19 protein-coding genes are annotated in these 18,985 nt (G+C 68.5%); 11 read left to right on the top strand and 8 right to left on the bottom strand.

Annotated elements, in window-relative coordinates; genetic code table 11:
- The 7 genes from ACFSCU_RS10485 to argH all read right to left on the bottom strand — a co-directional run bounded on the left by ACFSCU_RS10485 (position 1) and on the right by argH (position 6,066).
- The gene (locus ACFSCU_RS10485) at positions 1 to 933 is read right to left on the bottom strand and encodes a hypothetical protein (RefSeq protein WP_180551184.1); all 933 of its coding nucleotides are present in this window, start codon (positions 931 to 933) and stop codon (positions 1 to 3) included.
- Positions 934 to 981: 48 nt separating this feature from the next.
- Positions 982 to 1,521, bottom strand: coding sequence for a pilus assembly PilX family protein (locus ACFSCU_RS10490; RefSeq protein WP_180551185.1), 540 nt, complete (start codon positions 1,519 to 1,521; stop codon positions 982 to 984).
- Positions 1,518 to 2,648, bottom strand: a complete 1,131-nt coding sequence (locus tag ACFSCU_RS10495) for a PilW family protein (protein ID WP_377560634.1) — start codon at positions 2,646 to 2,648, stop codon at positions 1,518 to 1,520. Before ACFSCU_RS10495 ends, ACFSCU_RS10490 begins: the two co-directional genes overlap by 4 nt.
- Positions 2,645 to 3,250 (bottom strand): type IV pilus modification protein PilV, encoded by a 606-nt coding sequence (gene pilV, locus ACFSCU_RS10500; protein WP_257645846.1) that lies wholly within the window; start codon positions 3,248 to 3,250, stop codon positions 2,645 to 2,647. Before pilV ends, ACFSCU_RS10495 begins: the two co-directional genes overlap by 4 nt.
- Positions 3,247 to 3,726, bottom strand: a complete 480-nt coding sequence (locus ACFSCU_RS10505) for a GspH/FimT family pseudopilin (protein WP_377560635.1) — start codon at positions 3,724 to 3,726, stop codon at positions 3,247 to 3,249. The genes pilV and ACFSCU_RS10505 overlap by 4 nt, the downstream gene beginning before the upstream one ends.
- Positions 3,717 to 4,142: a type IV pilin protein gene (locus ACFSCU_RS10510; protein WP_377560636.1), complete on the bottom strand. Its 426-nt coding sequence runs from the start codon at positions 4,140 to 4,142 to the stop codon at positions 3,717 to 3,719. Before ACFSCU_RS10510 ends, ACFSCU_RS10505 begins: the two co-directional genes overlap by 10 nt.
- A 469-nt stretch (positions 4,143 to 4,611) precedes the next feature.
- Entirely contained in the window at positions 4,612 to 6,066 is a 1,455-nt protein-coding gene (gene argH, locus ACFSCU_RS10515) for an argininosuccinate lyase (RefSeq protein ID WP_377560637.1), read from the bottom strand.
- A 208-nt stretch (positions 6,067 to 6,274) separates the two neighbouring features.
- Here argH and ACFSCU_RS10520 point away from each other — a divergent pair, with 208 nt between their 5' ends.
- The 6 genes from ACFSCU_RS10520 to ACFSCU_RS10545 all read left to right on the top strand — a co-directional run bounded on the left by ACFSCU_RS10520 (position 6,275) and on the right by ACFSCU_RS10545 (position 12,890).
- Entirely contained in the window at positions 6,275 to 7,333 is a 1,059-nt protein-coding gene (locus tag ACFSCU_RS10520; RefSeq protein ID WP_377560638.1) for a sensor histidine kinase, read from the top strand.
- On the top strand, positions 7,330 to 8,070 hold the full coding sequence (locus ACFSCU_RS10525) for a LytR/AlgR family response regulator transcription factor (protein ID WP_180551189.1): 741 nt from the start codon (positions 7,330 to 7,332) through the stop codon (positions 8,068 to 8,070). Before ACFSCU_RS10520 ends, ACFSCU_RS10525 begins: the two co-directional genes overlap by 4 nt.
- Positions 8,071 to 8,500: 430 nt before the next feature.
- Positions 8,501 to 9,424 carry a hydroxymethylbilane synthase gene (gene hemC, locus ACFSCU_RS10530; RefSeq protein WP_180551190.1) on the top strand — a complete coding sequence of 308 codons (924 nt, stop codon included), beginning with the start codon at positions 8,501 to 8,503 and terminating at the stop codon, positions 9,422 to 9,424.
- 5 nt (positions 9,425 to 9,429) lie between these two features.
- Positions 9,430 to 10,233, top strand: coding sequence for a uroporphyrinogen-III synthase (locus ACFSCU_RS10535; RefSeq protein WP_377560639.1), 804 nt, complete (start codon positions 9,430 to 9,432; stop codon positions 10,231 to 10,233).
- A 220-nt stretch (positions 10,234 to 10,453) separates the two neighbouring features.
- Entirely contained in the window at positions 10,454 to 11,596 is a 1,143-nt protein-coding gene (locus ACFSCU_RS10540) for a uroporphyrinogen-III C-methyltransferase (RefSeq protein WP_377560640.1), read from the top strand.
- A 4-nt stretch (positions 11,597 to 11,600) separates the two neighbouring features.
- Positions 11,601 to 12,890 carry a heme biosynthesis protein HemY gene (locus ACFSCU_RS10545; protein ID WP_377560642.1) on the top strand — a complete coding sequence of 430 codons (1,290 nt, stop codon included), beginning with the start codon at positions 11,601 to 11,603 and terminating at the stop codon, positions 12,888 to 12,890.
- A gap of 28 nt (positions 12,891 to 12,918) precedes the next feature.
- Here the strand turns inward: ACFSCU_RS10545 and ACFSCU_RS10550 are convergent, their stop codons facing one another.
- Positions 12,919 to 13,857: a LysR family transcriptional regulator gene (locus tag ACFSCU_RS10550; protein ID WP_180551191.1), complete on the bottom strand. Its 939-nt coding sequence runs from the start codon at positions 13,855 to 13,857 to the stop codon at positions 12,919 to 12,921.
- 110 nt (positions 13,858 to 13,967) lie between these two features.
- On the opposite strand from ACFSCU_RS10550, the gene ACFSCU_RS10555 reads away from it, so the two are divergent.
- From ACFSCU_RS10555 to ACFSCU_RS10575, 5 genes are all read left to right on the top strand, one after another.
- A complete protein-coding gene (locus ACFSCU_RS10555) occupies positions 13,968 to 15,434 on the top strand; it encodes a form I ribulose bisphosphate carboxylase large subunit (protein WP_180551192.1) in 1,467 nt (488 codons plus the stop codon).
- Positions 15,435 to 15,623: 189 nt separating this feature from the next.
- Positions 15,624 to 16,058: a ribulose bisphosphate carboxylase small subunit gene (locus ACFSCU_RS10560; protein ID WP_180551193.1), complete on the top strand. Its 435-nt coding sequence runs from the start codon at positions 15,624 to 15,626 to the stop codon at positions 16,056 to 16,058.
- A gap of 76 nt (positions 16,059 to 16,134) precedes the next feature.
- On the top strand, positions 16,135 to 17,094 hold the full coding sequence (gene cbbX / locus ACFSCU_RS10565) for a CbbX protein (RefSeq protein WP_180551194.1): 960 nt from the start codon (positions 16,135 to 16,137) through the stop codon (positions 17,092 to 17,094).
- Positions 17,091 to 17,813 carry an HAD-IA family hydrolase gene (locus ACFSCU_RS10570; protein WP_180551195.1) on the top strand — a complete coding sequence of 241 codons (723 nt, stop codon included), beginning with the start codon at positions 17,091 to 17,093 and terminating at the stop codon, positions 17,811 to 17,813. Before cbbX ends, ACFSCU_RS10570 begins: the two co-directional genes overlap by 4 nt.
- A 24-nt stretch (positions 17,814 to 17,837) precedes the next feature.
- A complete protein-coding gene (locus tag ACFSCU_RS10575) occupies positions 17,838 to 18,947 on the top strand; it encodes a class 1 fructose-bisphosphatase (protein WP_180551196.1) in 1,110 nt (369 codons plus the stop codon).
- Positions 18,948 to 18,985 lie beyond the last annotated feature (38 nt).

Raw genomic sequence — 18,985 nt, forward strand, 5'->3', positions numbered from 1 at the left:
TTAGAGCGCTCTGAGCAGCGCGTCGGACAGGGCCGAGACATCGGCCTTGCTCTGGTCGATGACGATGGCTTCACCGCCGCCCTGGCGGGCCATGCTCACCATGAGCTGTTCATAGTCGGGGTTCTTGCCGTCCGAAATGACGATGGTGAAGGTATTGACCTGGCGGTCGGGAGAAACCGGATGGTTCAGGTAGCGCGCCCATTCATCCGAATAATCGTCCTTGTACTTGCCGGTGGCGTTCTTCCAGGCCGGAAGCTCGAGCTGTGGCGGCAGGGTCGCCAGACCCAACGTGGACTGCAGGGCGTAGCCAGCGCGGGTACCCGGATCCTGCGGCTTCTGGTTGACGGTGGCGAACGTGATGTAGATGACGAAATTGCGGGCGCAGAGCTGGGTGGCCGACAATCCGGGGTAGTGCGTTCCCGACAGGTCTGTCTTGCCGTTGTAGAACGCATAGGTTTCCTGCATGGCATGGGCCAACTGGTTGGAGTTGGTCTTGTCGGTGGTCAGGCTCAGTGCGTTGAACACGCCGCGCATTGTTCCGATGCCCGCAGTGTCCATGTTGATCAGATGGTCCAACGTCTCGGTGGCCGGGTTGGGCGCCTTGAAGATACCGCCGTCCTGCTGCGGAAAGTACATCATCCCCATGTTGAAGGCGCCCTTCAGCATGTCACTTTTGTCGATGGCGTCCAGGGTGATCAGCAAACCACACTGCATGTAGCCGAAGTTGGCTTTCGGGTCGTTGACCTTATAGGGGCAATTGAAGGTCGCGCTGGCGCTGGCCGCGGCCGAGTTGTCCAGCAGGATCACGACGTTGGACGGGTTGTCGGGGCTCACGCCGTTGTATAGATCGATGTCTTCCGCGCGCACCGGGGCGGCGGCGATCAGGATGGCCGAGACAAGCACCGACAGCGGGCGGAGGGAGGGGTGAATCATGATGTGCACCCCTGAAAGTGAGTGATCGAAGTAGCGCGCCTGGAGTGATCAGCAGTTGGCGTTCTGGTCGACGCGCTGAGATACGCCCTGATGGATTTGGAGAGTGGCCTTGTCGCTGTTCGGCGGCGTCACGATGGCGCGCACGTCCCAGGTCGTGGCTTCGCAAACCGAATTGCCGTCGCCGGATACGCCACCCATGCGGATGCTGCCGCCGCCGCAGGCTTGGTCGTCCGGGTTGGCGAGGTCGAGTTCACTCAGGCGAATCGGCCGCTTCTGCAGGCACTCGGGCATGGGAATCTCGACGCTGAACGTGGAGCCAGCCTGACCGCTGTTGTTGATGTCCACAGTGATCGTCCTGGGCCCTGGTTGCAGGGCGAAGTCGGTGCTGATGATCTGCTCGACGGCCACTCGGCCCGCCGCATCGGCTTCCTTCTGTATCTGCATGTTGCCCACCAGCTTGGTGTTGACGTTGGTGACCTTGATGGCCGAAGCCACGATCAGCATCAGCACCACGAGAAAGATCATGGCGACCAGCAGGGTGGCGCCTCGCTGTTGCTGCCGGGTCGCTTGAAGGCGGTTCATGTTCATGGCAACTCCCGAATGCCCGAGTCGTTGATCAGGCGCGCCACCGTGCTGAAAGCGTGGCGCTTGTAGTTGTCGTCGAAACGACCGACCTGCGGATGGGCCAGGCCGAGCGCGTAGGTTCGTTTCTTTTCTTCCGCTGCCCATCCGGGGCTCGGCTCCGTGTTGCGGGCCAGCAGGTGGACTCGCACGGCCATCACGTTGAGCCAGTTCTCGTCGGCCTTGGTCCAGTCGTACGCGGGGCTGGTCTGTGGGCAGGTTGCGACGTCAATCTCAGTCGACGGTGGCGCGCCCGGGGCGCTGACATAGCAGTCGGGCGACCCGTTGTGGTCCATATCGATGCCGTAGTCGAACTGCAGGTCATCAATGCCATCGACCAGCGGCGAGATGACCATCGAACCATTGATGAACTCGGCGACCTTCAGCGTGGGGATGGTGTCCTTGCCGCACTCGTTGCAGTCGCTGATGAAATAGATGCGATGCACCAGCTTGCGCAGGCTGGCCAGGTTGCTGCTGCTGCAGTCCTTCTTCCGCAGTTCGAACTTGGGCGCAGCACTGCTGCCTCCGGCTGGGTCGGGGGCAGCAGGGGAGCCGGCCTCGAACGACAGCGGGTCGTCCTCGCAGGTCGAAACCTGGATGTAATGCTCGCCAGGTTGTGCCGCTACCGGGGCCAGCACTTCCGACGACGCCCGCGTGACCAGCAGCATGCCCGTGCCGGTTTTCACGTTGGCGCCTGAGGCGGCGGAGGCCAGGCAGGAAGGAACGTCTGTCAGGCCGACGACGGGCAACGGGACTTTCTGCGGGCTGCCTGCCGTGCTGGTGTAGCCCAGATCGGCCGTGTTGGCTGGACATGCGGCTGGCATGACACGGTCCCAGCTCTGGATGCCGGTCTGGCCCTTGAAGCCCGCCATCTGGATGTCGTTGACCAGGGTCTCCAGCGCATAGCGGCCGTTCTCGATCTGGCGGGAGCTCTTGTCGAGCTCCGAGCGGTTGGTGACCGACGAAATGATCAGGCTGACAAGGACGGTGAGCAGTACCAGCCCCAGTGCAATCGCCACCATCAGCTCCACCAGCGTGAAGCCGCGTGCAGCGCGCTGGCGCCCAAGGTGTCTGGCTTGGCAGCGCGGGCTCATGAGAGATCTCCAATCTGTACCTTGGTCGTGACGACGCGGTGCAGGCGGTCGTCGTCACCATAGGCGCCGTGGCCGCACGGGAAGGGCTCGGCACCGGACTCGCCGTCGATGGTCGGTGCCACGGTGGCAACCAGGCCCTGCCAGGACACCGCGATCAGGTAGGTGTTGTTGGCTGGGTTATCCAGCGTGATGCAGCCGATGGCGCCGATCATGGCGCCCACCTTGTCTGTGCCCAGCGTCTCGGCCTCTCCCTTGATCTGGTTGTCCCAGCTGGTAAGGTCTGCCGCGACCTGCGCCTTTTCCTGGTCGCTGCCTGTGGTGCAAGCGGGTACGCCGGTGTTGCCCTTGCCCGTGCCGAGTTCGACCCCGGTCTGGCCGTTGGAATAGCAACTGGCCACCTTGCGGTTGGCGTCCAGGCGCGAGGCCATGTCCTGCGCCAGTTGGAGCGCGCGGATGCGCTGGAAGGACTCCAGTTCCGTCATGTTGGCGCGGCTGCTCACACCGGCCAGTCCCAGCAAACCAAGCATCAGGATCAGCAGGGTCACCAGGACTTCGATCAAGGCGACGCCGCTTTGACGGCGGTGGTATGGCGCGCAGGTCATGTGCAGGCTCCCTTGGTGCTGGTCGGCATGCCGCTCAATGTCACGGTGATGCAGCGTTTATCGACACCCGAGATGGCAGGTTCGGGTTCCACCGTGAACTTGGTGGCATTGGTGGTGGATCGGCCATCGCGGCCGTAGGTGAGCTTGCCGAGACCGCCCGAGTCGGTGATCTTCAGGTTCTTGTAGCCCGCCTGACTGCCGAACACATGGGTGCCGTCGGTGACTTGCCAGCCGTCATTCCAGGCGTTGCCCTTCTTCTCGAAGCTGACGCTGCTGTTCTGCGAGATGGCCTGGTTGCGGGCAAGGCTGAGCGACGCCATCAGATCGAACGACGCGTTGCGGATGCGCTGGTTGGCGACGAACCCTCGGAAAGACGGCGCCGCCAGGGTAGCCAGGATCGCAATGATCGAGATGACGGTCATCAACTCGATCATGGTGAAGCCGCGGGCGCGGCGCAGTGTGGGCTTTACCAGCATCCTGCCACCCCCTTGTCGCCTGTGGCTGTCTTGGTGCCAGCCTGGTCCAGCGTCAACACTTTGCAGTCCGTGTCGTTGGTGGCCTGGCTGCCCTTGGGCGTAGCGGTCACCGTAAAGGCGGGCGGCTTGGCATCGGCTATCGACGCGGTCGTGATCGTGTAGGCGTTGGCGACCTTGGCCGGCTCACTCATGCCCAGGGCGGACATGTCGGCCGCAAAGCTGCGCGCATCCAGCAGATAGCGCTGCTGGCGGCTGGCCACTTCCTGCATGAACGCCTGGGCTGCGGCGCGGTTGGTGCGCACCACATAGGCGTTGTACGAGGGCAGCGCTATGGCCGCCAGGATGCCGATGATCGCCACCACGATCATCACTTCGATGAGCGTGAAGCCAGCTTGGAAACGACGGTGGGTGCGCATGAGTTAATGGCTATCGATAAATTGATTCCAGTCGAATTTATCGATTGCGCGCGAAAGGCGAGGAGATATGTCGCGCCGTGCCTAAGTGCCGACCAGCGGTAAATGTAACAAGACGAACGGTAAGAAACAGCTGAAGTTAATACCTTGGCATGACGTGAATACTCCCTGTTTGATAGCGAGGGGAGTATGTGTGGTGGGCGCTTCCGCCGCCCCATGCGTGTGGAGACCGAGTCTGCGCCTGGAAAGACGGTCGCACGCATGTAGCAAGATGTTGCGGATCGCGCGGCGACGGAAGAAGGGTCGCCGGATGACGACGGGGCGACGGCGAGGGCCTACCGCGTGGGGCCGGCGCGTTGACGGTGAGCGGCGTGCATGAAGGTATGGCGGACAGATGTATACTCCCCATCCACCTGTCCGCTAGCGCCCTCATGACGGGCGCTGGCGTGTGATACTCCCCGTTATTGGGCGGTCAGTTGCCCAACCGAGCGCGATGTCGGGCGATCTGCGCCTTGACTTGCGCCGGTGCCGTGCCGCCCAGGGTGTTGCGCGCTTCCAGGCTGCCGCGCAGGCTGAGGACGTCGTAGACGTCCTTGTCGATGGCGGGGTGGAACTCCTGCAGCACCTTCAGCGGCAGTTCCGACAGGTCGCAGGCGTGCGATTCGGCGGCCTTGACGGCGTGGGCCACGGTTTCGTGCGCGTCGCGGAAGGGCAGGCCCTTCTTCACCAGGTAGTCGGCCAGGTCGGTGGCGGTGGCGTAGCCCTTCTGCGCGGCGGCCTGCATGGGCTGCGGGTTGACGGTGATGCCGCCTTCCTTGGCGCCGGTGGCCGGGTTGGGCTGGCCGCCGATCATCTCGACGAAGATGCGCAGCGTGTCGCGCAGCGTGTCGACGGTGTCGAACAGCGGCTCCTTGTCTTCCTGGTTGTCCTTGTTGTAGGCCAGGGGCTGGCCCTTCATCAGGGTGATCAGGCCCATCAGGTGACCGACCACGCGGCCGGTCTTGCCGCGCGCCAACTCGGGCACGTCGGGGTTCTTCTTCTGCGGCATGATCGACGAGCCGGTGGTGAAGCGGTCGGCGATCTTGATGAAACCGAAGTTCTGGCTCATCCACAGGATCAGCTCTTCGCTGAGGCGCGAGATGTGCACCATCACCAGACTCGCGGCGGCGGCGAATTCGATGGCGAAGTCGCGGTCGCTCACGGCGTCCAGGCTGTTCTGGCACACGCAGGCTTCGCCTTGGTCATTCACCATGCCCAGCGTGCGCGCCACGCGCTCGCGGTCGAGCGGGTAGGTGGTGCCGGCCAGCGCGGCGCTGCCCAGCGGCAACTGGTTGACACGGCGGCGCACGTCGCCCATGCGCTGCTCGTCGCGCGCGAACATCTCCACATACGCCAGCAGGTGGTGCGCAAAGCTCACCGGCTGCGCCACCTGCAGGTGGGTGAAGCCGGGCAGGATGACGTCGACGTTTTTCTCGGCCACCTCGACCAGCGCCGATTGCAGCTCGCGCAGCAGGCCGGTGATCAGGTCGATCTCGCCGCGCAGCCACAGGCGGATGTCGGTGGCCACCTGGTCGTTGCGGCTGCGGCCGGTGTGCAGGCGCTTGCCGGCGTCGCCCACCAGCTGCGTCAGGCGCGCCTCGATGTTCAGGTGCACGTCTTCCAGGGCCAGCTTCCACTCGAACGCGCCGCTCTCGATTTCAGAGCTGATGGTGGCCATGCCACGCCGGATGGCGGCCAGATCGTCGGCGCTGATGATGCCCTGCGCGGCCAGCATGTCGGCATGCGCCAGGCTGCCCTGGATGTCGGCCGCGGCCAGCCGCTTGTCGAAGAACACGCTGGCGGTGTAGCGCTGCACCAGCTCGCTCATGGGTTCGCTGAACAGGGCGGACCAGGCTTCGGATTTCTTGTCGAGTTGGTTGGATGACATCGCAATAAAGAGAAGAATTTGGCACCCGTCGACGGACGGCACGGTGCGGAGGATGAACGTCAGGCAGCGCGGCCTAAACTGTGCGGCAGCCTTTTTGTCGATCACAGCGCATGTCACCTCCACCATCGAAGGGCCGCGGAGCAGGCCAAGCCAGGACGCCGTGGCCGGGGTCTGCCCGGCCACCGGCGTCGTCCCCCCTGGGGGAGACGTGAAAGACTCTCAAATTCTATCGACCTTCACCGAGCGCACGCTGCCGCGCGCCCGGGCCAAGGCCGCGCCGGTGCTGGTGTTCGACGCCTGCCAGGTGGGCGTGATCCTGCGCGCCGTGCTGTATGTCGAGGTGGTGGTCGCCGTCGGGCTGATGTATGTGGCCAGCGGTGTGTCCGACTGGGTGAGCCGCGTGGCGCTGATCACCGGCGGCGCGCTGCCCGCCACGCTGCTGTGGCTGGTGGTGGGCTGCAGCCTGAAGCGGCCGCTGGCGCGCCTGCCCTGGGCGCTGCAGATGGGCGCCGGCGTGGTGCTGGGCGCGCTGGCGGGGCTGTATGCCTGCGGCACCCTGGCGCTGCTGGGGATGACCGGGGCTTCGCCGCCTTGGCTGGCCAGTGCCTGCACCGGCGCGCTGCTGGCCGCGGGCCTGGTGGCCGGGCTGGCCTGGCGCGTGCGCGGGCGCACGCCGGCGGCCACCACGGCGCGGCTGGCCGAGCTGCAGTCGCGCATACGCCCGCACTTTCTGTTCAACACGCTCAACACCGCGATCGCCCTGGTGCGCGAAGAGCCGGCCAAGGCCGAGCTGGTGCTGGAGGACCTGTCCGACCTGTTCCGCCATGCGCTGGCCGAGCGCGACGACAGCTCCACCGTGGGGCAGGAGATCGAGCTGGCGCGCCGCTATCTGGAGATCGAGCAGGTGCGCTTCGGCCCGCGCCTGCGCGTGGAGTGGTCGCTGGACGAGCGCGCGAACGCCGCGCGCCTGCCGCCGCTGATCCTGCAGCCGCTGGTCGAGAACGCCGTCAAGCACGGGGTGGAGCCCAGCGCCAGCGGCGCGCAGGTGCGCATCTCCACGCAGCTGCGCGGGCAGGTGGCGCTGATCAAGGTGACCAACACCGTGCCCGCGGGGCAGGGCCAGGCCGGCCACGGCATCGCGCTGGCCAATGTGCGCGACCGCCTGCGGCTGCTGCACGACCTGCAGGGCGGCTTTCGCACCGCGCTGGCGGGCAATGTCTATCAGGCCCGCATCGAGGTGCCGATGCCTGCCAGGGGGGAGCGATGACGCTGCGTGTGCTGATCGTGGACGACGAGCCGCTGGCGCGCGCGCGCCTGCGCGTGCTGCTGGGCGACTGCCGCGAGCCCGCGGCGCTGCCCACCGGCGAGGCCGACAGCGCCGCCCAGGCGCTGGCACTGGCGCAGCACCAGCCTTTCGACGTGGCGCTGGTCGACATCCACATGCCCGGCGCTGACGGCCTGCAACTGGCCGCCGCGCTGCGCGACGTGCCGCACCCACCGCTGGTGGTGTTCGTCACCGCGCACGCCGAGCACGCCGTGCAGGCCTTCGAGGTAGAGGCGGTGGACTACCTCACCAAGCCCGTGCGGCGCGAGCGCCTGCAGGCGGCGCTGCAGAAAGTGGAGCGCCTGGCGCAGCTGCAGCCTGCGCGAGAAGCCGATTCGGCACCGGACTGGCTGGTCATTGCCGAACGCGGCCGCACCGTGCGCGTGCCGCTGGCCGAGGTGCTGTACCTGAAGGCCGAGCTGAAGTACATCACCGTGCGCACCGCCGAGGCCAGCCACCTGCTGGACGGCAGCCTGAGCCAGCTGGAAGACAAATACCCCGAGCGCTTTTTGCGCATCCACCGCAACGCGCTGGTGGCGCGCCACGCCATCCGCGCCCTGGTGCGGCACCACGACGCGGAAGAGGGCGAAGGCTGGGCGGTGCGCCTGGCCGGCGTCGACGAGGTGCTGATGGTCTCGCGCCGCCAGGTGGCGGCGGTGCGCGAGGCGCTGGGCGAGTGAGGGTGTGCGGCTCGCGCGGCCGGGCGGTGGGTGACGGCTGGCGGCGTGCTGGAGAGGCTTGTCGCCTGGCGGCGGTAACGATCGGGCTGCATGTGCGGCGCTCGCGCCTGCAGCGATAGCGCGAATCGAGGGGGAGGGTCAATATACTCCCTGCATGCCTATCCGATAGCGCCCGGTGGACGGGCGCTAGATTCATATACTCCCCATATTCTCTTCTGAGCGGCTGGGTGCCGGACTGCGCGATGAGGGCGCTCGGCCCACTTTGCACACACCCCATCGCGGGCCAGCCCGCTCCCACACGGGGTGATCGCGCAGCCGCTGGCAGATCGACGGCCCGGCCGCGCCGCATGGCCCGCCACCCACGACGCCGCACACGCCATGCGCCGCATGCGCTGCAGCCGCCGCCACGCATCCGCTAGCATCCCAGCCCATGTCTTCCCCGCAAATCACCATCGCCACCCGAGAGTCCCGCCTGGCCCTGTGGCAGGCCGAGCACGTCCAATCCCTGCTGCGGGCGCGCGGCCACGCCGTGGCGCTGCTGGGCATGACCACGCGCGGCGACCAGATCCTGGACCGCACGCTCAGCAAGGTCGGCGGCAAGGGCCTGTTCGTGAAGGAGCTGGAAACCGCGCTGGAAGAAGGCCGCGCCGACATCGCCGTGCATTCGCTGAAGGACGTGCCGATGGAGCTGCCCGCCGGCTTTGAGCTGGCCTGCGTGATGGCGCGCGAAGACCCGCGCGATGCCTGGGTGTCGGCCGGCTGCGCCACGCTGGCCGACTTGCCGCCCGGCGCCGTGATCGGTACATCCAGCCTGCGGCGCACCGTGCTGCTGCGCGCGGCGCTCTCGAAAATGCAGCGCCTGGACGTGCGCATCGAGCCGCTGCGCGGCAACCTCGACACGCGCCTGCGCAAGCTGGACGAGGGCCAGTACGCCGGCATCGTGCTGGCGGCGGCGGGCCTCAAGCGCCTGGGCCTGGGCGACCGCATCCGCCACATCTTCAGCACCGACGAGATGCTGCCGGCGGCGGGGCAGGGCGCGCTGGGCATCGAAATCCGCGCCGGCCGCGCCGATCTGGCGGGCGCGCTGGCCCCGCTGGCCGACCAGACCACCTGGCTGGCCGTGGCCGCCGAGCGCGCCGTCAGCCGCGCCATGGGCGGCAGCTGCTCGATGCCGCTGGCCGCGCATGCCACGCTGGCCGATGGCGTGGTGCACCTGCGCGCCGCTTGGGGCGACCCGGAAGGCGCGCCGCGTCTGGTGACGGCCGAAGGCCGCGCCCCGGTGGCCGATCTGGCCGCCGCCGCAGCCCTGGGCGAGCGCGTGGCGGCCGAGCTGCGCGCCGGCGGCGCGCATTGACCGCCATGCCACCGCCCGTGCTGGTGACCCGCCCCGCGCGCGAGGCCGAACGCTGGGTCTTGCAGCTGGCCGGGCGCGGCATCGGCGCCGAAGCCTTCGCGCTCATCGACATCGTGCCCGAGCCCATGGCCGGCGACTTGGCGGACGCGCGCACGCGCCTGGGCGACTACCACGCGGCCATGTTCGTCAGCGGCAATGCGGTGGATGGGTTCTTGCAGCCAAATCAGGCTCTGGCGCCCGTCCAGCAAGTGCTGGCAGCTATTGATACCAGAGCGTGGTCGCCCGGCCCGGGCACCACCGCCGCGCTGCTGCGCGCCGGCTGGCCGGCCGCGCGCATCGATGCGCCGGCCCATGATGCGCCGCAGTTCGACTCCGAATCGCTGTGGGCGCGCGTGGCGCCGCAGGCCCGGGCCGGCACGCGCGTGCTCATCGTGCGCGGTGGCGGCGCCGATGGCGTGGCGGCCGGGCGCGACTGGCTGGTGGCGCAGCTGGTGGGGGCCGGTGCGCAGGTTGACCAGGTGGCCGCCTACCGCCGCCTGCCGCCCCAGCTGAGTGCCGCGCAGCAGGCGCGCGCCCGCGCGGCGGCGGCCGACGGCGCGCTGTGGCTGTTCAGCAGTTCCGAGGCCATCACCAACCTGTGCCAGTGCCTGCCCGGCACCGACTGGTCGGCCGCGCGCGCACTGGTCACGCACCCGCGCATCGGCGATGCCGCGCGGGCGGCCGGTTTTGGCGCCGTGCACGACACCCGGCCCACGCTGGAGGCGGTGGCCGCGTCGATAGAATCCTTGAACCTGGGCAACAGCAGTTGACCGCCTGCGCTCTTCAACACAGCCTCATGAACATTGACCTCTCCTGCTTCGATGGCGTTCATCTGGGGAGTGAGCGCGCTACGCACCCGATCGCACCGCCCTGGCCGCGCCATGCGGCGTTGCTCGTCTTGACAGGCACGCGCCTGTGCCGTCCTCGCGTCTTGCGTGGCACCCCCGGCGCGCTGCGCTCGGGCGCGTCCAACGGCCGTTGCCAGCTTGCATGACCGCCGAGCCGACCCCCGCCTTGCCGCCCGCGCCGGCTGCACCGCCGGCCTTGCCGGCGCCGGAGGCGGCCCCATCCCCTTCCGTACCGCCGGTAGCACCGGCTCGCGCCCAGCCTGCGGCGCGCGTGGTGCGCGTGCGTGGCGTGCAGCCCGGCCTGGTGGCCGCCTGGCTGCTGGCGGCGGTGGGCCTCACGGTGAGCGTGCTGCTGTGGCAGAAGGTGGCCGGCATGCAGGAGCAGCTGGCACGCCAGAGTGCCGAAACGGGCAACCAGTCGGTCGAGGCGCGCACGCTGGCGCGCCAGGCCGAGGAATCCACGCGCGAGATGACCGGCAAGGTGGCCGCGCTGGAAACCAAGGTGGCCGACATGGTGGCCTACCGCGCGCAGCTCGACACCCTGGTGCAAAGCGTGGCGCGTGCGCGCGACGAGAACCTGGCGGTGGAGCTGGAAGCCGCCGTGCGCGTGGCGCAGGACCAGGCGCAGCTGACCGGCAGCGTCGAGCCCCTGCTGGCAGCGCTGCGCACCGCCGAGCGGCGCCTGGCGCGCTCCAGCGACCCGCGGCTGTCGCCGGTGGTGCGCACCGTCGCGCGCGACCTGGAGCGCGTGAAGGCCGCCAGCATCCCCGACACCGCCGGCCTGCTGTCGCGCATCGACCAGCTGCTGCGCCAGGTTGACGACCTGCCCGCCGCCAACGACGTGGGCCGCGCCAGCATGGGCAACGGCGGCCTGCGCGGCGCGCCGGCGCCGGCCCCCGAAAGCTGGTGGGCCCGCCTGTGGCACAACGTGCAGACCGAGGCCCAGGGCCTGCTGCGCGTGAGCCGTGTCGAGCGGCCCGAGGCCAGCATGATGGCGCCCGAGCAGGTGTTCTTCGTGCGCGAGAACCTCAAGCTGCGCCTGCAAGGCGCGCGCCTGGCCATCCTGGCGCGGCAGTACGAGGCGGCACGCAGCGACCTTGCGGCGGCGTCCGCCTCGCTCGGCACCTGGTTCGACCCGGCCTCGCGCCGCACCCAGGGCGCCGCCACGCTGCTGCAGCAGATCCAGGCCAGCACCAAATCGGCCGACCTGCCGCGCGTGGACGACACCCTGGTGGCCCTGGGCAACGCCGTGGCCGCCACCAACGCCACCGCCGGCGAGCGCTGAAGCGATGCGCGCCGCCCTGTGGCTCATGGGTCTGTTCGCGGCAGCGGTGGCGCTGGCGTTGTTCACGGGCGACAACGACGGCACCGTCACCATCTTCTGGCCGCCGCACCGGGTGGACCTGTCGGTCAACCTGGTGCTGCTGCTGCTGGTCGGCCTGTTCGTGCTGCTGCACCTGGCGCTGCGCGCGCTGACGGCGGCGCTGGAGCTGCCGCGCCAGGCCCGCCGCTGGCGCGCCCAGCAGCGCGAACGCGCCACGCACACCGCGCTGCTGGACGCCATGACGCAATATGCCGCCGGGCGCTTTCTGCGCGCGCGCAAGGCGGCCGAGGGTGCGCTGGCGCGCGAGCAGGCGCTGGTGGAGGCGGGCGATGCGCCGCCGCACGCCACGGCCCTGCGCACCCTGGCGCACGTGACGGCGGCCGAAAGCGCCCATGCCCTGCAGGACCACGCCACGCGCGACACGCACCTGGACCAGGCGCTGAAGACCGCCGCCCGCCCGGGCACCGCCGCAGAACTGCGCGAAGGCGTGCTGCTGCGCGCTGCCCGCTGGTCGCTCAACGACCGCGACCCGGCCGGCGCCCTGGCCCGGCTGGAAGAGCTGCCCACCGGCGCCCAGCGCCGCACCGCCGCGCTGCGCATCAAGCTCAAGGCGGCGCGCCAGCACGGCCGCATCGCCGACGCCATGGACACCGCGCGCCTGCTGGCCAAGCACCGCGCCTTCTCGCCCGAGGCCGCGCGCAGCCTGGTGCGCAGCCTGTCGGCCGAGCTGATCGGTCAGGCGCACGATCCGGGCCAGTTGCAGGCGGTGTGGGACACGCTCGACCCCGCCGAGCGCCGCACGCCCGAGTTGGCCCTGCGCGCCGCCCAGCGCCTGCTGGCCCTGGGGGGCGACCATGCGGTGGCGCGCCAGTGGCTGCACCCGGTGTGGGACGAGATGCTGGCGCTGCCCGAATCCTTCTCCAGCGCCCAGCGTGTGCGGCTGGCACGCGTGCTGGAGGCGGGCATGCTCACCACCGGCGAGGCGTCCGACCAGGAGTGGCTGGCCCGCATCGAATCCGCCGCGCAGGCCAACCCGCGCGATCCGACCCTGCAGTACCTGGCCGGCATGGCCTGCCTGCACCGCGGCCTGTGGGGCCGGGCGCAGATGCTGCTGGCGCAGGCGGCGCGCTCGCTGCAGGACGACGGCCTGCGTCGCCACGCCTGGCGCGCGCTGGCGCAGCTGGCCGAACAGCGGGGCGACGAAGCCGCTGCCGCGCAGGCCTGGAAGCGCGCGGCCGACGCCGGGGCCGGGTAGCCGCCCCTGTGCGCCGCGGCGGCGCGGGTCAGGGCGCCGCGTTCTCGGGCACGGGGCTGAATTCCGCCGCCAGGAATCGTTCTCCCCGTTCGAGCATGAAGTAGCGGAACGCCTCGGCCGCCGGCGACAGCAGCTTGGACAGCGTGTGCACGCAGTTCCAGGCCCGCACCACCGGCGCGCCCCGCACGTCCAGCACCGCGATCAGGCCGTGGCGCTGCTCCAGGCCGATGGTGTGCAGCGACAGGAACGACAGGCCCATGCCGGCCATCACCGCCTGCTTGATGGTTTCGTTGCTGGACATCTCCATGGCGGTGCTCACCGTCACGTGCTGCGCTTCCAGGAACTGCTCGAGCGCGGCGCGTGTGCCGGAGCCGCTTTCGCGCATCAGAAAGGGCTGATCGCCCAGCTGCCCCGGCAGCACCGTGCCCGCGTGCACCAGTGCATGCCCCGGCGGCGCCACGAACACGTGCGGGTGCGCGGCGAAGGGCTCGGCGCGCGTGGCCAGCTCCTTGGGCGGGCGGCCCATGATGGCAATGTCCACCTCGCCGGCGTGCAGCAGCGCCACCAGCTGCTCGCGGTTGCCCACGGCCAGGCGGATGTCCACGCCGGGGTGCTCTTCACGAAAGCGCGCCAGCAGCTTGGGCAGGAAGTACTTGGCCGTGCTCACCATGCCGATCACCAGTTGCCCCAGCTCCACGCCCTTCAGCCGCGCGGCGGCATCCTCGGCGTCCTTCAGCGTGGCCAGCATGCGGCGCGCGTAGACCAGCATGTATTCGCCCGCCGTGGTCAGCGCCACCTGGCGGCCCGAGCGGTCGAATAGCGGCAGGCCGACATGGGCTTCCAGCTCCTTGACCTGCATCGTCACCGCGGGCGGGGTGAGGTGCAGCGCCTCGGCCGCGCGGGCAAAGCTGAGGTGGCGGGCGACCTCGCTGAACACCCGCAGCTGGCGAAAGGTGGCGTTCCTCATTCAGTGATTTCTGAACCCATTGATAAGAAAATGTGAATTTACCTTACTTAAGTGAGTTTTTATATTTCACGCCATCGACGTCCCACCGACCGATCCACAAGGAGCCCCCGATGTCCGCCGCCACCACCGAAGGTCAGATCACCGACGCCAAGAAGCGCTACAGCGCGGGCGTGCTGAAGTACACGCAGATGGGCTACTGGATGCCCGACTACGTGCCCAGCGACACGGACACCATCTGCCTGTTCCGCATCACGCCGCAGGACGGCGTGGACCCCGAGGAAGCCGCCGCCGCCGTGGCCGGCGAATCCAGCACCGCCACCTGGACGGTGGTGTGGACCGACCGCCTGACGGCCTGCGACAGCTACCGTGCCAAGGCCTACAAGGTGGAGCCGGTGCCCAACAACCCCGGCCAGTACTTCGCCTGGGTCGCCTACGACCTGATCCTGTTCGAAGAAGGCTCGATCGCCAACATGACGGCCAGCCTGATCGGCAACGTGTTCTCGTTCAAGCCGCTGAAGGCCGCGCGCCTGGAGGACATGCGCATCCCCGTGGCCTACGTCAAGACCTTCAAGGGCCCGCCCACCGGCCTGGTGGTCGAGCGCGAGCGCCTCGACAAGTTCGGCCGCCCGCTGCTGGGCGCCACCACCAAGCCCAAGCTGGGCCTGTCGGGCCGCAACTACGGCCGCGTGATCTACGAAGGCCTGAAGGGTGGCCTGGACTTCATGAAGGACGACGAGAACATCAACTCGCAGCCCTTCATGCACTGGCGCGACCGCTTCCTGTACGTGATGGACGGCGTCAACAAGGCCAGCGCCGCCACCGGCGAGGTGAAGGGCAGCTACCTGAACATCACCGCCGCGACGATGGAAGACATGTACGAGCGCGCCGAGTTCGCCAAGGACCTGGGCAGCGTGGTCGTCATGGTCGACCTGGTGATCGGCTGGACGGCCATCCAGAGCATGGCCAACTGGTGCCGCAAGAACGACATGATCATGCACATGCACCGCGCCGGTCACGGCACCTACACGCGGCAGAAGAACCATGGCGTGAGCTTCCGCGTGATCGCCAAGTGGCTGCGCCTGGCCGGCAGCGACCACCTGCACACCGGCACCGCCGTCGGCAAGCTGGAGGGCGACCCGCTCACCGTGCAGGGCTACTACAACGTCTGCCGCGACGCGTATACGAAGACCGACCTGCCGCGCGGCCTGTTCTTCGACATGGACTGGGCCGATACCAAGAAGGTCATGCCCGTGGCCTCCGGCGGCATCCACGCCGGCCAGATGCACCAGCTGCTGGACCTGTTCGGCGACGACGTGATCCTGCAGTTCGGCGGCGGCACCATCGGCCACCCGCAGGGCATCCAGGCCGGCGCCGTGGCCAACCGCGTGGCGCTGGAGGCCATGGTCAAGGCCCGCAACGAAGGCAAGGACATCAAGAACGAAGGCCCGCAGATCCTGAAGGACGCCGCCAAGCACTGCGGCCCGCTGAAGGCCGCGCTGGATACGTGGGGCGACATCAGCTTCAACTACGCGAGCACCGACACCAGCGACTACGCGGTGACGCCGGCGGTGGCCTGACCCCCAAACCCCAACAGCCGGACGCAGAGGACGCAGAGGTTTCGCAGAGGACGCAGAAGAAACACAGAAATTCTTTGCTGGTGTCTACGGTTGCATTCCATTGAATCTTCTGCGCCTTCTGCGAAACCTCTGCGTCCTCTGCGTACGGACTTCTGACCCTTTTCTCCGAGCCCCAAAGGAGCGCCCATCATGATGACCAACCCCACCGGCCGCCTCACGCAAGGCCAGTTCAGCTTCCTGCCCGACCTGACCGACGCCGAGATTACGGCGCAGATCGAATACGGTCTGAACAAGGGTTATGCCTGGAGCGTGGAATACACCGACGACCCGCACCCGCGCAACACCTACTGGGAGATGTTCGGCATGCCCATGTTCGACCTGAAGGACGCCGCCGGCGTGCTGGGCGAGCTGAAGGACTGCCGCAAGGCCTTCCCCAACCACTACATCCGCCTGATGGCCTTCGACTCGACGCGCGGCGTGGAAAGCATCGCCATGAGCTTCATCGTCAACCGGCCGAAGAAGGAACCCGGCTTCGGCCTGGTGCGCCAGGAGGTGCAGGGCCGTTCGATGCGCTACACGGTGCACAGCTACGCCACCGACAAGCCCGAGGCCGAGCGCTACTGAGCGTTCTGGCCCCCTCTCCCCGGGCAGGGGAGAGGGCGTTCCGATCCCACGTTTGAACCTCGGCACGGACTCGACCATGAACGCACCGCTGTACCGCATCCCCGGCGTGGCCGCGCCAGCCGACGTGCCGGCGCCATCGGCGGTGGCCGAGGCCGTCGCCCGAGCACGCACGGTGGGCGAGGTGCTGGCTCAGTCGCAGGTCGAGGACGTGCTGGCCGAACTGGACCGCGACCTGGTCGGCCTGGCGCCGGTAAAGGCACGCATCCGCGACATCGCCGCGCTGCTGGTGATCGACAAGCTGCGTGGCAACCTGGGGCTCACCTCGCAGGCGCCGCCGCTGCACATGTCGTTCACCGGGAACCCCGGCACCGGCAAGACCACGGTGGCCATGCGCATGGCCACCATCCTGCACCGCCTGGGCTATGTGCGCAAAGGGCATCTGGTGGCGGTCACGCGCGACGACCTGGTGGGCCAGTACATCGGCCACACCGCGCCCAAGACCAAGGAAGTGCTGAAGAAGGCGATGGGCGGCGTGCTGTTCATCGACGAGGCCTACTACCTGTACCGCCCCGAGAACGAGCGCGACTACGGGCAGGAGGCGATCGAGATCCTGCTGCAGGTGATGGAGAACCAGCGCGACGACCTGGTGGTGATCCTGGCCGGCTACAAGGACCGCATGGACACCTTCTTCCAGTCCAACCCCGGCATGAGCAGCCGCATCGCGCACCATCTGGACTTCCCCGACTACAGCGCGGGCGAGTTGATGCAGATCGCGCAGCAGATGCTGGGCGCGCAGAACTACCGCTTCGGCGATGGCGCGCAGGACGCGTTTGCCCGCTACCTGGATCGCCGCATCGCCCAGCCGCATTTCGCCAACGCGCGCAGCGTGCGCAACGCGCTGGATCGCGCGCGCCTGCGCCAGGCCAGCCGCCTGTTCGCCGACCGCGACCGGCAACTCACGGCCGACGACCTGAGCACCCTCGCGGCCGAGGACATCCTGGCCAGCCGCGTGTTCACGCAAGAGGCCAAGCCATGACCCTTCAAGCCCTGATCTTCGACGTCGACGGCACGCTGGCCGACACCGAGCTGGCCCATCTGGCCGCCTTCAACCAGGCCTTCGCCCAGGAGGGCATCGGCTGGCAATGGGACGTGCCGCTCTATACCCAGCTTCTGGAAGTCTCCGGCGGCAAGGAGCGCATGCTGCACTATTGGAAGCAGGTGAGGCCCGACGTGACCGACCTCGGCAACCGCGTGCAGGCCACGATCGCGCGCCTGCACGAACTCAAGACCGCTGCCTATGAGCAAGCGGTGCGCGACGGCGCCGTGCAGCTGCGCCCCGGCGTGCTGGCGCTGATCGAGGCCGCGCACGCCGAAGGCCTGCGCCTGGCCATTGCCACCACCACCTCGGCGGTCAACATCGTCGCGCTGCTGCGGCGCGCCATCGGGCCGGACTGGCAGCGGTTCTTCACCGTGGTCGAGGATGCGTCGACGGCGCCGCGCAAGAAGCCCGACCCCATGGTCTACCAGCAGACGCTGGCGCGCCTGGCTGTGCCGGCCGCCGCCTGCCTGGCCTTCGAGGACTCGGCCAACGGCCTGATGGCCGCGCGCACCGCCAAGCTGGCCACCATCGTCACGCCGAACGACTTCACCGCCCACCACGACTTCACCGGCGCATTGCGCGTGCTGCCCGATCTGGCTGGCGTCAGCGTCGCCCAGCTGCGCGAATGGCACGCGCAGAGCACGCCACAGCCATGACCCGAGTACCCGAGGATTTCTTTCATGGTCACGCCCCGCCGCTTCACCCTGACGCAATACCTGATCGAGCAGCGCCGCCGCTTTCCCGGCGCCAGCGGTGACTTCAACGCGCTGCTGCTCGACTTGGCGCTGGCCTGCAAGGCGATCGCGCGCTCGGTCGCCTTCGGCGAACTGGGCGGCGTGCTGGGCAACCCGGCGGCCGAGGTGTCGACCGCCGTCAACGTGCAGGGCGAGCAGCAGAAGAAGCTCGACGTTATCAGCAACGACTACTTCACCCAGATGACGGAGTGGGGCGGCCAGCTGGCCGGCATGGCGTCCGAAGAGATGGACGAGCCTTACCAGATCCCGGCCACGCTGCAGCGCGGCAAGTACCTGCTGGTGTTCGACCCGCTGGATGGCTCCAGCAACATCGACGTCAACGTCACCGTGGGCAGCATCTTCAGCGTGCTGCGCGCGCCACAGGAGGTCATCGACTCGGGCCGCGATGTGGTGGAGGCCGACTTCCTGCAGCCGGGCTGCCAGCAGCTGGCAGCCGGCTACGCGCTGTACGGCCCCACCACCATGCTGATCCTCACGGTGGGCAACGGCGTGGCCGGCTTCACGCTGGACCCGAACCTCGGCCAGTTCATGCTCACGCACCCCGACATCCGGGTGCCCGAGGACACGCAGGAGTTCGCCATCAACGCCTCCAACGCGCGCTTCTGGGAGGCGCCGGTCAAGCGCTACGTGGACGAATGCCTGGCCGGCAAGACCGGCCCGCGCGGCAAGGACTTCAACATGCGCTGGATCGCCAGCATGGTGGCGGAGGCACACCGCATCCTGATGCGCGGCGGCATCTTCATGTACCCGCGCGACACCAAGGATCTGGCCAAGCCAGGACGCCTGCGCCTGCTGTACGAGGCGAATCCGGTCGGCTTCATCATGGAGCAGGCGGGGGCGCGCGTCTCCACCGGCCGCGAGCCATTGCTGAACGTGCAGCCCACGGCGCTGCACCAGCGCATCGGCCTGATCTTCGGCTCGAAGAACGAGGTCGAGCGCATCGAGCGCTACCACGCCGAACCTGCCAAGGCCGTCGACACGCACCACCCGCTGTTCGGCGAGCGCAGCCTGTTCCGCGAGGAAGTGGCGCTTTGATGCTTCTTTATTGATAGCTGGTTGCGCCCGTGGGACGG

The organism is Ottowia beijingensis, from assembly GCF_042680925.1.
Taxonomy (GTDB): Bacteria; Pseudomonadota; Gammaproteobacteria; order Burkholderiales; family Burkholderiaceae_C; genus Ottowia; species Ottowia beijingensis.

What these genes read in the sequence shown, in the direction of transcription:
- ACFSCU_RS10540 (WP_377560640.1), top strand. Translation starts at nt 10,454, where the DNA reads ATGACCGCCGAGCCGACCCCCGCCTTGCCGCCCGCGCCGGCTGCACCG.
- ACFSCU_RS10560 (WP_180551193.1), top strand. Translation starts at nt 15,624, where the DNA reads ATGATGACCAACCCCACCGGCCGCCTCACGCAAGGCCAGTTCAGCTTC.
- ACFSCU_RS10505 (WP_377560635.1), bottom strand. Translation starts at nt 3,726, where the DNA reads ATGCTGGTAAAGCCCACACTGCGCCGCGCCCGCGGCTTCACCATGATC.
- ACFSCU_RS10555 (WP_180551192.1), top strand. Translation starts at nt 13,968, where the DNA reads ATGTCCGCCGCCACCACCGAAGGTCAGATCACCGACGCCAAGAAGCGC.
- ACFSCU_RS10490 (WP_180551185.1), bottom strand. Translation starts at nt 1,521, where the DNA reads ATGAACATGAACCGCCTTCAAGCGACCCGGCAGCAACAGCGAGGCGCC.
- cbbX (WP_180551194.1), top strand. Translation starts at nt 16,135, where the DNA reads ATGAACGCACCGCTGTACCGCATCCCCGGCGTGGCCGCGCCAGCCGAC.
- ACFSCU_RS10545 (WP_377560642.1), top strand. Translation starts at nt 11,601, where the DNA reads ATGCGCGCCGCCCTGTGGCTCATGGGTCTGTTCGCGGCAGCGGTGGCG.
- ACFSCU_RS10525 (WP_180551189.1), top strand. Translation starts at nt 7,330, where the DNA reads ATGACGCTGCGTGTGCTGATCGTGGACGACGAGCCGCTGGCGCGCGCG.
- argH (WP_377560637.1), bottom strand. Translation starts at nt 6,066, where the DNA reads ATGTCATCCAACCAACTCGACAAGAAATCCGAAGCCTGGTCCGCCCTG.
- ACFSCU_RS10485 (WP_180551184.1), bottom strand. Translation starts at nt 933, where the DNA reads ATGATTCACCCCTCCCTCCGCCCGCTGTCGGTGCTTGTCTCGGCCATC.
- ACFSCU_RS10535 (WP_377560639.1), top strand. Translation starts at nt 9,430, where the DNA reads ATGCCACCGCCCGTGCTGGTGACCCGCCCCGCGCGCGAGGCCGAACGC.
- ACFSCU_RS10495 (WP_377560634.1), bottom strand. Translation starts at nt 2,648, where the DNA reads ATGAGCCCGCGCTGCCAAGCCAGACACCTTGGGCGCCAGCGCGCTGCA.
- pilV (WP_257645846.1), bottom strand. Translation starts at nt 3,250, where the DNA reads ATGACCTGCGCGCCATACCACCGCCGTCAAAGCGGCGTCGCCTTGATC.
- ACFSCU_RS10575 (WP_180551196.1), top strand. Translation starts at nt 17,838, where the DNA reads ATGGTCACGCCCCGCCGCTTCACCCTGACGCAATACCTGATCGAGCAG.
- ACFSCU_RS10570 (WP_180551195.1), top strand. Translation starts at nt 17,091, where the DNA reads ATGACCCTTCAAGCCCTGATCTTCGACGTCGACGGCACGCTGGCCGAC.
- ACFSCU_RS10510 (WP_377560636.1), bottom strand. Translation starts at nt 4,142, where the DNA reads ATGCGCACCCACCGTCGTTTCCAAGCTGGCTTCACGCTCATCGAAGTG.
- hemC (WP_180551190.1), top strand. Translation starts at nt 8,501, where the DNA reads ATGTCTTCCCCGCAAATCACCATCGCCACCCGAGAGTCCCGCCTGGCC.
- ACFSCU_RS10550 (WP_180551191.1), bottom strand. Translation starts at nt 13,857, where the DNA reads ATGAGGAACGCCACCTTTCGCCAGCTGCGGGTGTTCAGCGAGGTCGCC.